The following is a 13,228-nucleotide window of genomic DNA, read 5'->3' as shown; positions in this document are numbered from 1 at the left end:
ATTGACGTCAACGTCAACGCATCGTGCACGCATGCCGACCGCACCCTGGGCCGTACGGGAGAAGCTCGACCGGGCCGACAGCGAGACCCGCCGGACACTGCTCGACGCGGCCCGCACCGTCTTCGAGGCCAGGGGCTACGCCCGGACGACCGTCGCGGACATCACCCGCGAGGCCGGCGTCGGACGGGCGACGTTCTACGTCTACTTCGCCTCCAAGGAGGAGGCCTTCGCGGTGCTCGCGCACCAGGTGCGCGACCGGTTCCTGGCGGCCCAGGAGCTGACCGGCACCGACGCGGACAACCCGTGGGCCGTCGCCCGCGCGACCAACGCGGCCTATCTCGACGCCTACGCGGCGCACCTCGCCTTCCTCACCCTGATCGACCACCAGGCCATCGCCGACCCGGCCATGTACGACCTCCGTGAGGAGATCCACGCCCGGCCCCGCGCCCGCACGGCCCGCTACATCGCGCGTCTCGTCGCGCAGGGCCGGGCCGACCCCGCGGCGGATCCGGAGGCGGTGGCCACCGCCGCCGGCGGCATGGTGTCGGTGTTCGCCCCGCTCCTCGTACGCGAGCCCGGGCGCCGCGACGAACTGGTCGCCCGGATCAGCGACATGTACCTGCGGCTCCTGGGCCTGCCCGGCAGCGAGCCCGGGGGTGCCGCATGACAGCGGTGACCGCGGACACCCTTGCCGAGGTGTCGGCCGTCGGCCCCTACTTCGCCGTCCGCGTCGGCCCCGGGGCCGACGCGGCGGGTTTCCGGCCGTTCACCGACCTCCTGACGGACGAGGCGGTGCTGTCGGCGTACGTGTCGGAGGTGGGCCGGCGGCTGCGCACCGGCCAGCGCCGGGTGGCGGCCTCCACCCTGCACATCGGCACCGCCGCACGCCTGTGGTCCGTCGCCCTGGCCACCGCGGCCCTGACCGGCCGGGCGCCCGACCTGGCGCCCGACCGGCTGTGGTGGCGCATGCCGGACACCGGTCCCATCGAGCTGTGGCTGCCCGAGCCGGCCGCCGCCCCCGGAGAGGACGTCGCCGACGCGCTGTTCGAGACCGTCGTCGAGCGCAACCTGCGCCCCCTGGGCGACGCGCTGCGCCGGCACTGCGGGCTGTCGCCGAAGCCACTGCCCGGCAACGTCGCGTCGGCGCTGATCGGTGCCCTGCGGGTGCTGCGGGCCCAGCGCCCCGACGCCCCGCTGTCGCCGCTCGAACCGGTCACCGCGCTGCTGCGCCGTGAGCCGCTCGCGAGCGCCGGGACCTTCGTCGCCGAGCCGCTCGCCTACCGCCGCCACAGCTGCTGCCTCTACTACCGCGCCCCGGGCGGCGGCTACTGCGGCGACTGCGTCCTGCCACGACGGCGCGGAACGTAAGCGTTCCGTCATCTCTGCCGGGACCGCGGCGGCCGTTCGGCGCGTTGAATGGGGGCGACAGAGCGGTTCGAGGAAACGAGGCGGGAATGGCGCGTATGCGGGCGACAGCGGGCAGGCCGTGGTTCATCGGGGTGCTGGTGGTGGCCGTGGCCGGTGCCGGGTTCGGGCTGTACTGGTTCCAGCCGTGGAAACTGTGGCAGAACGAGACCGTCGAGGAGGCGCTGCCCGGCGCCGTGGTGACACCGGCCCCGGCCCCGGACGCGCCCTCGGCCGGGCCCTCCGCCTCGCCCACCCCGCCCCCCGGCCCCCGCACCCTGGCCGCCGGCGAACTGATCAGCCATGAGCACACCACCTCCGGCACGGTGCAACTGGTCCGGCTGGCCGACGGCTCCCACGTGGTCAGGCTGGAGAACCTCGACACCAGCAACGGCCCGGACCTGCACGTGTGGCTGACCGACGCGCCGGTCAAGGAGGGCAAGGCGGGCTGGCACGTCTTCGACGACGGTGAGTACGTCAGCCTCGGCAAGCTCAAGGGCAACAAGGGCAGCCAGAACTACAACCTGCCCGAGGACGTCGATCCCTCCCGGTTCAGCAGCGTGAGCATCTGGTGCGACCGCTTCGACGTCTCCTTCGGCGCCGCGGAGCTGGCCCGCGCCTGACGGCGCGGCGCCGGGCCTCTGGCGGGGCTCCTCACAGCGTCTGCGCCGGCCAGTCCAGCAGCCGGGCGCCGATCACCGCGGTCTGGAGCATGTAACGGTGCGCCGGGTCGGCCGGGTTGGCCCCGGTCAGCTGGTGGATGCGTTCCAGGCGGTAGGTCAGGGCGCGCACGCTCAGCGACAGCCGGCGGGCGGCCTCGGCGGCGACGCAGCCGGAGTCGAAGTACGCGGTGAGCGTGTCCAGCAGGGGTCCCGCGCCGCCGCGGGCGCCGGTGAGCGGGCCCAGCGTGTTCACGACGAGGTCGGACATGGCCTGCCGGTCCCGGGTCAGCACCGGGTAGACCAGCAGGTCGGCGGCGTGCAGCACCGGGTCCTCCAACTCCAGCCGCTCGGCCAGCTCCAGGGCGTTGAGGGCCTCCTCGTAGGAGTGGACCACTCCGCCGGGGCCGGGCTGCGGGCGGCCGATGGCGACCCGCCCCCCGTCGGTGGCCGCGTGCGCCTGCTTGGCGAAGTGGGCGAGGATCTCCTCCTGGTGGCCCGGCGCGATGCACAGCAGCCGGCCGTCCTTGGTGGTCAGCAGGATGCTGCGGTCGCCGAAGCGGGATATGAGCGCCCGTTCCACCTGGCGCGGCACCCTGTGGCCCTCGTCGTAGGCGTCCGCGCCCTGGGCGACGGCGACGGCGTGGGCCTGCGACAGACGCAGTCCGAAACGCTCGGCGCGTTCGGCGAGCCGGCCCAGGTCGCTGCGGCCGTAGAGGAGGTCGTCGATGAACTCCCGCCTGGCCGCCTCCTCCTGACGTACCGCCAGCCGCTGGGCACGTTCGTAGCCCTCCGCGAAGGCGTCGACGGCCTGCTGGACCGCGGCGAGCGCGTGGTCGGCCGAACCGGGGGTACCGGGCCAGGCGGTCCGGGCGGCGGACAGGTGGGCGCTGACCAGGGCCCGCAGTCCGTACCCGGCGTCCGCGGCCTGTTCGCCCAGGATGCGCCGGGAGGCGATCTCGTCCCGGGTGAGGCGCCGGCCGGTGGCCGCGGCCTCGGCCAGGATCTGGGCATAGCCGTCCAGATACTCCTCCGGAATGTCCCGCTCCGCCACATCGCCCCCGCAGTCTTGACGCGCCGCTGACGGTTCCTCAGCGGCTCACCGGCATGCAGACCTTAGTGAACATTGCTGGATTCCGGCAATGCGGGGAGCGGCGTCGGCCGGGCACCATGACGTGGGGGAGCACTACGGATGGTTCTGGTGCCGGTCGCCTGCCGGACCCCGGCAGACGACCGGCACCGGAATCCGGCCGGAGCCGCGCGCGCCTTCCCCCTGCGCCGCGATCCCCGTCCGTACGGCCGCCCCGGCCCCCGTGCGCGCATCCCACGCATGCCACGGGTGCCACGGGTGCCACGCACGCCACGTACCTCACGTATCCCCACGCTTCTTCACCTGCCTTTCGCCTGCCCCAAGGACGTATGCCATGAATGTCATCACCGTGGGCCTCGGCGCGCTCGCCGTCGCCGCCGTCCTGCTCGCCCTCTTCGTCGTCTCCCGGCTGTTCCGCAAGGTGGAGCAGGGCAAGGCGCTGATCGTCTCCAAGCTGCGCAAGGTCGACGTGACCTTCACCGGGCAGGTCGTGCTGCCGGTGCTGCACCGGGCCGAGGTGATGGACATCTCGGTGAAGACCATCGAGATCACCCGGGCCGGGCGCGAGGGCCTGATCTGCCGGGACAACATCCGCGCCGACATCCGCATCTCGTTCTTCGTGAAGGTCAACAAGACCGTGGAGGACGTCATCAAGGTCGCCCAGGCCGTCGGCACCGCGCGGGCCAGCGACCGGAACACCCTCCAGGAGCTGTTCCACGCGAAGTTCTCCGAGGCGCTGAAGACCGTCGGGAAGCAGATGGACTTCACCGACCTGTACACCAAGCGCGAGGAGCTGCGGTACCGGATCATCGAGGTCATCGGCGTCGACCTGAGCGGCTACCACCTGGAGGACGCGGCGATCGACTACCTGGAGCAGACGCCGCTGACCCAGCTCGACCCGGCCAACGTGCTCGACGCCCAGGGCATCCGCAAGATCACCGAGCTGACGGCCGTGGAGCACGTGCGCACCAACGAGGCGCAGCGCACCGAGGAGAAGGAGATCACCCGGCAGAACGTCGACGCCCGCGAGGCCGTGCTGGAGCTGGAGCGCCGGCAGGTCGACGCGGAGATCCGGCAGAAGCGGGAGATCGAGACGGCGCGCGCCCGCGAGGAGGCCGAGACGGCCCGGGTGGTGGAGGAGGAGCGGCTGCGGGCGCAGTCCGCGTTCCTCGCCACCGAGGAGCAGCTCGGCGTGCAGCGCGAGAACCAGGCCCGCGAGGTCGCCGTCGCCGCGAAGAACCGCGAGCGGGTCATCGCCATCGAGAACGAGCGCATCGAGAAGGACCGGCTCCTCGAAGTCATCGCCCGCGACCGGGAGACGGAACTGACCCGGATCGCGGCCGAGAAGGAGGTCGAGGCGGAGAAGCGGCAGATCGCCGAGGTCGTCCGCGAGCGGGTCGCCGTGGACCGCACGGTCGCCGAGCAGGAGGAGTCCATCAAGCGGCTGCGGGCCGTGGAGGAGGCCGAGCGGGAGCGGCAGGCCGTGGTCATCGCCGCCGAGGCCGAGGCGCAGGAGCGGCTCGTCAAGGACATCAAGGCGGCCGAGGCCGCCGAACAGGCCGCCACCCACCGGGCCGCCGAGCAGCTCACGCTTGCCGAGGCGCGGGTGAAGGCCGCCGACCTGGAGGCCAGGGCCAAGCAGCGGCTCGCCGAGGGCATCCAGGCGGAGGCCGCGGCCCAGGGCCTGGCCGCCGTGCAGGTACGCGACAAGGAGGCCGAGGTCATCGAGAAGGCCGGCCGCGCCGAGGCGGAGGCCACCGAGGCCCGGCTGCGCGCCGAGGCGGAGGGCGCCAGGGCCAAGGCGCTGGCGGAGGCGGCGGCCGTCGGCGAGAAGCTGAAGGCCGAGGCTGCGGGCCTGACCGAGAAGGCGGCGGCGATGGCCGCGCTGGACGAGGCCTCCCGCGGGCACGAGGAGTACCGGCTGCGCCTGGAGACCGAGAAGGAGGTCCGGCTGGCCGGGCTGGAGGTGCAGCGGCAGGTCGCCGAGGCGCAGGCCACGGTGCTCGCCACCGGGCTGGAGAACGCCGACATCGACATCGTCGGCGGGGAGTCGGTCTTCTTCGACCGGCTGCTGTCCTCGATCGCGCTCGGCAAGGGCGTCGACGGCTTCGTGCAGCACTCCGAGACCGCCCGGGCGCTGGCGGGCCCCTGGCTCGACGGCACGGCGGACTTCACCGCCGACCTGACCCGGGTCCTCGGCTCGGTCTCCACGGCCGACGTGCAGAACCTCACCGTCTCGGCGCTGCTGATGCGGCTGATGAACTCCGGCGGGTCCGACGCCGGGCAGCTGAAGCTGCTGCTGGACAAGGCGGACGAGCTGGGCCTCGCCGACCGTCCGCTCACCGCCGCCATGGCCAACGGCACGGCCCGACACGCCTGAGAGGGACGCCATGACGACCGGCATCACGGGCCGGGGCACCGCCACCGGCCCGAACGCCCGCACCACAGGTCCGGCCCCGGCCACCACCGGCCCCGACGCCCGCGCCGCGGGCTCGGCCTCGGTCACGACCGGCCCGGCCCGGGGCACTGCGGGCCAGGCCCCGGGCGCCGCGGGCCCGCCCCCCGCCGCCACCGGCCGGGACACCGGCACCCCGGGCGCGAAAACGGCGACCACAGGCCCGGACGCCCGCGCCACGGGGCCGGCCCCGGCCGCCACCGGCCAGGCCCCGGCCACCGCCGGCTCGACCCCCGCCACCGCCGGCCAGACCCCCGCCCCCGCCACCGCCACCGGCCTGGACACCGGCACCTACGAGGTGCTGCGTGACCGTCTCACCGCGCAGGCCGGGGAGCTGGCCCGCCGGGCCGAGGCGCTCGACGCCCGCCGTACCGAGGAGTTCGGGGCGCTGCGGCTGGAGCTGGCCGGCACCGAGCGGCTGCGCACCGAGCAGGCGTGCGTCCCCCGGGACATCGTCGCCGTGGGCGACGCGCTGCTGTTCGGCTACGGCACCGTGCCGGGGCGCGGGACCGGCACCGGCGTGGGCGACGTCCTCGCCCTGCACGGCCGTGACCTGGAGCGGACGGCACACGACGCCGTGCCGGGACTGCTGGACGACCCCGCCCTGGTCCGGGAGTTCACCGATCTGCACCGCTACTTCCGGCAGGCCCGGCTGGAGCGGCTGCGCCGGGTGCCCGGCAAGCTGCTGGCCGTCTTCCGCACCGGCGAGAAGGCGACGGACATCCGCGTCCTGCGCTGGTCGGTGCCGGACGCCGGGCCGGTCTCCTTCCTGGACGCGCGCGGCGAACGCGACCACGTCCGGCCGCCCGCGCACGCCGTCGAGTGGACCGCGGCCACCCGCGACGACCACGTCCTCGGCCGCCACCCCCACGTCTCCGTCGGCGGCGAGGTGTTCGTCTCCACCGTGGGCGGCAGCCTCACCGTCAAGACCGACGACGACACCGCGTCCCCGGACGGCATCCACGCCGAACCGGTCGACGAGCCGCTGCAGGCCCTCGCCGACGCCGACATCGCCTACGCGCGGGTCGGCCCGCTGATCCTGCTGCGGGTCCGCCCCTACAAGGAGGACACCGACCGCCACCTGGTGTTCAACACCCTCACCAGGGCCGTCGTCCGCCTCGACGGCATCGGCCAGGGCTGCCGCCGCCTCCCGGACGACCAGGGGATCGTCTTCCCCGGCGGCTACTGCCTGGCCACCGGCACCCACAAGACGTTCGACCTCGACACCACCGGAATGGAGTTCGAACGGGAGATCCGCTCCCCGAACGGCGAGGACGTGCTGTACGCGTTCCACGCCCCCGGGGCCGGCCGCGGCCTGCTGCTGCCGTACAACATGATCCGCCGAACCGTCGCCACGCCCCTGACCTGCCGCGGTTGGGCGCTCTTCGACGACGGCACGCTCGTACTGCTGCGCGCCGACGGCGACGAGCCGCAGCGCGTCCACCCGGTCCAGCTCTGGCGCTCCCCGTACGTCTCCGACACCCACGCCGCCGCCCGGCCGGCCGGCACCGGCCCCCTCGCCCGCGTCGGCAACGCCGACCTGGTCCGCGGCATCTCCGACTGCCTGTCCGTCGCGCGCGCCGTCGCGGAGACCACGCCGACGAGCGAGGTGTACGCCGAACTGGCCGCCGCCTGCGTCCGCACGGCCGACGCCCACCACTGGCTGGCCGACCCCGAACTCGGCGACCTCAACGCCCCGTTGACGGCGGTGCGGGAGACGGCCGACCAGGTGCTGGCCGAGTTCGAGACCGTCCGGGCGCTCACCCGCCGGGCCGCCGACGCGCTCGACGCGGCCGAGGCACGCGTGGCCGCGGTGGTGCGGCGGCTGCGCGGCGAGGTCCCCCGCAGCGCCGCCGAGTGGGTCGGCGGACTGACCGAACTGCGCCGGGCCCAGGGGCAGCTGCTCACCCTCAAGGACCTGCGGTACGCGGACACCGGCCGCATCGACCGGCTCGCCGCCGGCGTCGAGACCGACCTGGCCGGCTTCGGCGGGCGGGCCGTCGCCCACCTCGCCCGCGAGGACGCCTTCGCCGGCCACCACGCGGACATCGAACGGCTCGTCGCCGACGCCGAGGCGGTCGCCACCGTCGCCGAGGCCGCGCCCGTCGCCGCTCGCCTGGACGAACTCACCGACGGGCTGCGCACGGTGACCGAGGTCGTCGCCGGGCTCGACATCGGCGACGCCACCGTCCGCACCGCGATCCTGGAGCGCGTCGCCGAGGTGCTCGGCGGCGCCAACCGCGCCCGGGCCACGCTGGACGCCCGCCGCCGCGACCTCCTGGAGCGCGAGGGGCGGGCCGCGTTCACCGCCGAGTTCGCCCTGCTCGGCCAGGCCGTCACCGGCGCGCTCGCCGCCGCCGGCAGCCCCGAGGCATGCGACGAGCAACTCGCCGCCGTCCTGGTGCAGCTGGAGAACCTGGAGTCCCGGTTCGCCGAGTCCGACGACTTCCTGCGCACGCTCGCCGACAAGCGCGACGAGGTCCACGAGGCCTTCTCCACCCGCAAGCAGACCCTCGCGGACGCCCGCGCCCGCCGGGCCGAGCGTCTGGCCGACTCGGCGGCCCGGGTGCTGACGACCCTCACCCGGCGTGCCGCCGCCCTCCCCGACGCGGATGCCGTCGCCACCTACTTCGGCTCCGACCCGATGCCCGCCAAGGTCCGCCGGCTCGCCGACGAGCTGCGCGAACTCGGCGACCCCGGCCGCGCGGAGGAGCTGCACGGCCGGCTGACGGCCGCCCGCCGGCAGGCCCTGCGCGCCCTGCGCGACCGCACCGACCTGTACGCCGACGACGGCCGCACCCTCCGCCTCGGCGCGCACCGCTTCGCGGTCAACGCCCAGCCCCTCGACCTGACCCTCGTCCCGCACGGCGACGGCCTCGCCCTCGCCCTCACCGGCACCGACTACCGCGCCCCGGTCACCGACCCCGACATCCTGGCCGACCGCGCCCACGGGGACCGCCCGCTGCCCTCGGAGTCGCCCGAGGTCTACCGCGCGGAACACCTCGCCGCCCGCCTGCTGGACGAGCACGGCCCGGCCGCCCTGGCGAACGCCGACGACCTCCCCGACCTGGTCCGGCAGGCGGCCGAGGCGGCGTACGACGAGGGCTACGAGCGGGGCGTCCACGACCACGACGCCACCCTGATCCTCGCCGCGCTCCTGCGCCTGCACGACAGCGCCGGCCCGCTGCGCCACGAGCCCGCCGCCCGTGCCGCCGCCCAGCTGTTCTGGGCCCACGACAGCACGGCCGAGGCCCGCGCGACCTGGCGCCTGCGCGCGCTGTCGCTGGCCCGCGCCCGCGACACCTTCGGCCCCACCTCCGCACTCGCCGACCTGCGTGGCGAGCTGGCCGAGGAGATCGGCGGCGACACGGCGGACGCCGCCGCCGGCTACCTGCTGGAGGAACTGACCGACGGCCCCGACGGCTTCGTCATCGCCGCCGGCACCCGCTCCCTGCTCGACTCCTTCCGCCGTACGGTCGACGCGCGGGCCTACGACGAGGACCTGGCCGCCCTGCCCGACCCGGACGCCCGCGGCCGGCTCATCACGGCGTGGCTGTCCGCCTATGCCACCGCCACCGGCACCGGCCTCGCCCCCGGCGACCTGGCCGAGGCGGTCGTCGCCGAACTCTGCCCCGGCCTGCCCCGCTACGTGTCGGACGCGCCGCTCACCGAGACCGTCGAGGGCCTGCTCGGCAGCCACCCCCGGATCAGCGGCCGGTCGCTCACCGTCCGCGTCGACGAACTCCTCGCCCGCACCCGGCGTTTCCGCGCCCACGACGTGCCCGGCCACCGCGCCCACCAGCGGCGCCGCAGCGCCCTGGTGGCCGCCGAACGGTCCCGGCTGGGTCTCGACGCCTACCGGCCGCGCGTGCTGTCCACGTTCGTCCGCGGCAGGCTCGTCGACGAGGTGTACCTGCCGCTCGTCGGCGACAGCCTCGCCAAGCAGCTCGGCACGACGGGGGAGGGCGGCCGGGCCGGCCGGCCCGGCACCGGCGGCCTGCTGCTGCTCGTCTCCCCGCCGGGGTACGGCAAGACGACGCTCATGGAGTACGTCGCCGACCGGCTCGGCCTGATGCTGGTCAAGGTCGACGGCCCCGCCCTCGGCCACGCGGTCACCTCCCTCGACCCGGCGGAGGCGCCCGACGCCACGGCCCGCCGGGAGGTCGAGAAGATCAACTTCGCGCTGGCGGCGGGCAACAACGTGCTGCTGTACCTCGACGACATCCAGCACACCTCGCCCGAACTGCTCCAGCGGTTCATCCCGCTGTGCGACGCCACGCGCCGCGTCGAGGGCGTGTGGGACGGCCGGCCGCGCACCTACGACCTGCGGGGCAAGCGCTTCGCGGTGTGCATGGCCGGGAACCCCTACACCGAGTCCGGCGGCCGCTTCCAGGTCCCCGACATGCTCGCCAACCGGGCCGACGTGTGGAACCTCGGCGACGTGCTGACCGGCAAGGACGACGCCTTCGCCGCCAGCTTCGTGGAGAACGCCCTCACCGCCCACCCGGTCCTGGCCCCGCTGGCCGGCCGCGAGCGCGCCGACCTCGACCTGCTGATCCGGCTCGCCGCCGGCGACACCACGGCCCGCGCCGACCGGCTGGTCCACCCGTACCCGCCCGCCGAGCTGGAACGGATCACGGCGGTGCTGCGGCACCTGCTCACCGCCCGCGACACGGTCCTCGCGGTGAACGCCGCGTACATCGCCTCGGCGGCGCAGTCAGACGACGCCCGCACCGAACCGCCGTTCCGGCTCCAGGGCTCGTACCGCAACATGAACAAGATCGCCCAGCGGATCCAGCCGGTGATGAACGACGCGGAACTCGCCGCCGTGATCGACGACCACTACACCGCCGAGGCCCAGGCCCTCGCCACCGGAGCCGAGGCGGCCCTGCTCAAGCTGGCCGAGCTGCGCGGCACCCTCACCGCCGGGCAGGCGGCCCGCTGGGCGGAGGTGAAGTCGGCGTACGTCCGCACCCGGGCCCTCGGCGGCCCCGGGGACGATCCCCTGACCCGGGCGGTGGCCGCCCTCGGGCTGCTCGCCGACCGGGTGGCGGCCGTCGAGACGGCGATCCGCCGCGTCACCGACCCGCGGCACCACCTCATGGCCGCGCCCGACGGCCGGCACGCCGCCGGCCGCACCCAGGGCCATGGGCCGCACTGAGGCGGGCCGCGACCGGCTGCCGCGAGCGGCCGGGGATCCCTCCGGGGCCCGGCGGGCCCGCCGCCGCGCCCGCGCGGGCACGACCGTGCTGCTGGCGCTGCTCCTGCTGCCGCCGGTCCTCTGCGTGCCGCCCGCCACCCGCCCGGCGGGCGTGGTCCTCGGGGTCGTGGCGGGCCCGGTCCTCGGCCTGGTGCTGTTCACCTGCGGACTCTGCGAGGAACTCCGGCCGGTCCGCCACTCGGCGACGCGCATGACGGCGCGGACCCTCACCGGCACCCGCTCGGTCGATCCGCGCCGCCTGGTGGACGTCCGCCTGGTGACGGCCTTCTCCTACGGCGGGGCCGACCACACGCTCCTCGTCCGGGACGCCGACGGCGTGCGGCTCGGCGTCACCTCCGCGGCCGGACGGCGGGTCCTGCGGGGCGCGCTCGGGCGTCCCCCGGCCGGCGCGGCGCCCCGGGTGAGCGGCGCGGCCCGGGCCTTCCTCGGGGCCGGACCGCCCGGGCGGCTCGCCGCGCACACCGTCGTCGTCTTCCTGCTGGAGACCGTGGCGATCTGCCTGTACGTGGTGGCCGTGCTGGAGCTGGGCGGGGCGGTCTGACCACGCCCGCGCACACGGCGAGCGGCCCGCCCCCCACCACGGCGCGCGGTGGGGAACGGGCCGCTCGGGAGCCGGGCCGCCGGGACGGTCAGACGATGGTCTTCGCCGACTCCCGGTCCTCGTCCTGGCCGCCGTCGCCGCCCTTGCGGGTGCGGACGTACTCCAGGAAGGAGTTCAGCTCCCGCTTGACGACCGGGGCGAGCAGGTACAGGCCGATGATGTTGATGACGGCCAGCAGGAAGAGCACGGCGTCGGCCAGGTCGATCAGCGTCTGCAGGGTGAGCAGCGAGCCCGCCACGGCGAAGACGGCGTAGAGGGCCTTGTAGGTCACCTCGCTGGTCCGGCTGCGGCCGAAGAGGTACGTCCAGGCCTTGAGGCCGTAGTAGCCCCAGGTCAGCACCGTGGAGAAGGCGAACAGCAGCACCGCCACGGTGAGGACGTACGGGAACCAGGGCATGACCGTCGCGAAGGCGTCGGAGGTGATCGTGACGCCGCCGATGTCCTTGCCCAGGCTGTCCGGGTTGGCGATGACGATGGTCAGCGCGGTCATGGTGCAGATGACGACCGTGTCGATGAACGGCTCCAGCAGGGCGACCAGGCCCTCGCTCGCCGGGTGCTTGGTCTTGACCGCGGAGTGGGCGATCGGGGCGGAGCCGAGACCGGCCTCGTTGGAGAAGGCGGCCCGCTTGAAGCCGATGATCAGCGCACCGAGCACACCGCCCGCGACACCCTCGGGGTCGAAGGCGCCGTCGATGATGTGGGCCACGGCGTCCGGCACGGCGGTGACGTTGACCAGGATGACGACCAGGCAGGCGGCGATGTAGATGGCCGCCATGGCCGGGATCAGCCGGCTGGTGACGCTGGCGACGGAGCGGATGCCGCCCAGCAGCACGATGGCGACGAGGGAGGCGATCAGGATGCCGAAGAACAGGGCGCCGGCGGAGGAGCCCATCAGGCCGTCCTCGCCGCCGGTGACGGAGACGAGCTGCGCGTAGGACTGGTTGACCTGGAAGAGGTTGCCGCCGAAGAGACCGAAGAAGAGGATCATCACGGAGGCGAGCACCGCGAGGACCTTGCCGAGGGTCTTGCCGTTCTTGCCGAAGCGCTCGGTCAGGCCCTTGGGGAGGTAGTGCATCGGGCCGCCGGAGACCGTGCCGTCGGGGTGCACCTCGCGGTACTTCACACCGAGGGTGACCTCGACGAACTTGGTGGCCATGCCCAGCAGGCCGCACAGGATCATCCAGAAGGTGGCGCCGGCGCCGCCGATGGAGACGGCGACGGCCACACCGGCGATGTTGCCGAGACCGACGGTGCCCGAGACGGCTGCGGTCAGCGCCTGGAAGTGGTTGACCTCACCGGCCGACCCCTTCTCGTCGAACTTGCCGCGTACCACGTCGACGGCGAGCCGGAACTTCCGGAGCTGGACGAAACCGAACCAGCCGGTGAACACGAGACCCGCGACCACGAGCCAGGCGACGATGAGCGGAAGGTCCGTACCCCCGACGGGGACGGCGTAGAAGACGACTTCCCCGAGCCAGGTGGCTATGGGCTCGAAGAATCCGCTGACGGCTTCGTCGACGGAGTTGGTGATGGAGTCGAGTGACACAGTGGCTACCTCGATGGCGCAGGACCGGTGCAGGGGAGTGGCACCGGCGGGATGTGCGGTCTTAGAGCGAACGCCGTTGTCCGATCGGCGACCCTGGGTGGGTCGGTCCGTGGGCTCGGAGCGTGATCACCCTGGTCGTGCAGTCGACGTGTGTGCCGACACTCCGCCGAGTGGCGAGCCGTGGTGCCACCTGCGGAGTTGCGCATGTCTACCATGGGCTCCGCGCATTTTTTAGTGGCGCAGGTCACATCA

8 protein-coding genes are annotated in these 13,228 nt (G+C 74.2%); 6 read left to right on the top strand and 2 right to left on the bottom strand.

The window, feature by feature from the left end:
• Positions 1 to 31: 31 nt before the first annotated feature.
• The 3 genes from ACLGIH_RS07855 to ACLGIH_RS07845 all read left to right on the top strand — a co-directional run bounded on the left by ACLGIH_RS07855 (position 32) and on the right by ACLGIH_RS07845 (position 2,027).
• Positions 32 to 667: a TetR/AcrR family transcriptional regulator gene (locus ACLGIH_RS07855; RefSeq protein ID WP_416524506.1), complete on the top strand. Its 636-nt coding sequence runs from the start codon at positions 32 to 34 to the stop codon at positions 665 to 667.
• Positions 664 to 1,368, top strand: coding sequence for a (2Fe-2S)-binding protein (locus ACLGIH_RS07850; RefSeq protein WP_416524505.1), 705 nt, complete (start codon positions 664 to 666; stop codon positions 1,366 to 1,368). Before ACLGIH_RS07855 ends, ACLGIH_RS07850 begins: the two co-directional genes overlap by 4 nt.
• Before the next feature lie 86 nt (positions 1,369 to 1,454).
• Complete coding sequence (locus ACLGIH_RS07845; RefSeq protein ID WP_416524504.1) at positions 1,455 to 2,027, top strand: DM13 domain-containing protein; 573 nt, start codon at positions 1,455 to 1,457, stop codon at positions 2,025 to 2,027.
• A 31-nt stretch (positions 2,028 to 2,058) separates the two neighbouring features.
• On the opposite strand, the gene ACLGIH_RS07840 is transcribed toward ACLGIH_RS07845, so the two are convergent.
• Positions 2,059 to 3,117 carry a PucR family transcriptional regulator gene (locus ACLGIH_RS07840; RefSeq protein WP_416524503.1) on the bottom strand — a complete coding sequence of 353 codons (1,059 nt, stop codon included), beginning with the start codon at positions 3,115 to 3,117 and terminating at the stop codon, positions 2,059 to 2,061.
• Positions 3,118 to 3,487: 370 nt separating this feature from the next.
• Between ACLGIH_RS07840 and ACLGIH_RS07835 the strand changes: the two genes are divergently transcribed.
• The 3 genes from ACLGIH_RS07835 to ACLGIH_RS07825 are packed head-to-tail and all read left to right on the top strand — an operon-like array spanning position 3,488 to position 11,370.
• The gene (locus ACLGIH_RS07835; protein WP_416524502.1) at positions 3,488 to 5,533 is read left to right on the top strand and encodes a flotillin family protein; all 2,046 of its coding nucleotides are present in this window, start codon (positions 3,488 to 3,490) and stop codon (positions 5,531 to 5,533) included.
• Positions 5,534 to 5,543: 10 nt separating this feature from the next.
• Entirely contained in the window at positions 5,544 to 10,769 is a 5,226-nt protein-coding gene (locus ACLGIH_RS07830) for a DNA repair ATPase (protein ID WP_416524501.1), read from the top strand.
• Positions 10,756 to 11,370: a hypothetical protein gene (locus ACLGIH_RS07825; protein ID WP_416524500.1), complete on the top strand. Its 615-nt coding sequence runs from the start codon at positions 10,756 to 10,758 to the stop codon at positions 11,368 to 11,370. The genes ACLGIH_RS07830 and ACLGIH_RS07825 overlap by 14 nt, the downstream gene beginning before the upstream one ends.
• 88 nt (positions 11,371 to 11,458) lie before the next feature.
• Here ACLGIH_RS07825 and ACLGIH_RS07820 read toward each other — a convergent pair whose 3' ends face one another.
• On the bottom strand, positions 11,459 to 12,976 hold the full coding sequence (locus ACLGIH_RS07820) for an alanine/glycine:cation symporter family protein (protein ID WP_416524499.1): 1,518 nt from the start codon (positions 12,974 to 12,976) through the stop codon (positions 11,459 to 11,461).
• Positions 12,977 to 13,228 lie beyond the last annotated feature (252 nt).

It is taken from the genome of Streptomyces hamibioticus (genome assembly GCF_047946815.1).
Taxonomy (GTDB): domain Bacteria; phylum Actinomycetota; class Actinomycetes; order Streptomycetales; family Streptomycetaceae; genus Streptomyces.
The sequence above is the reverse complement of the archived record's forward strand: the minus strand, read 5'-3'. Positions and strand labels throughout refer to the sequence as shown.

Coding starts and splice junctions, on each gene's coding strand:
- ACLGIH_RS07835 (WP_416524502.1), top strand. CDS start 3,488: ATGAATGTCATCACCGTGGGCCTCGGCGCGCTCGCCGTCGCCGCCGTC.
- ACLGIH_RS07850 (WP_416524505.1), top strand. CDS start 664: ATGACAGCGGTGACCGCGGACACCCTTGCCGAGGTGTCGGCCGTCGGC.
- ACLGIH_RS07830 (WP_416524501.1), top strand. CDS start 5,544: ATGACGACCGGCATCACGGGCCGGGGCACCGCCACCGGCCCGAACGCC.
- ACLGIH_RS07855 (WP_416524506.1), top strand. CDS start 32: ATGCCGACCGCACCCTGGGCCGTACGGGAGAAGCTCGACCGGGCCGAC.
- ACLGIH_RS07825 (WP_416524500.1), top strand. CDS start 10,756: ATGGGCCGCACTGAGGCGGGCCGCGACCGGCTGCCGCGAGCGGCCGGG.
- ACLGIH_RS07845 (WP_416524504.1), top strand. CDS start 1,455: ATGGCGCGTATGCGGGCGACAGCGGGCAGGCCGTGGTTCATCGGGGTG.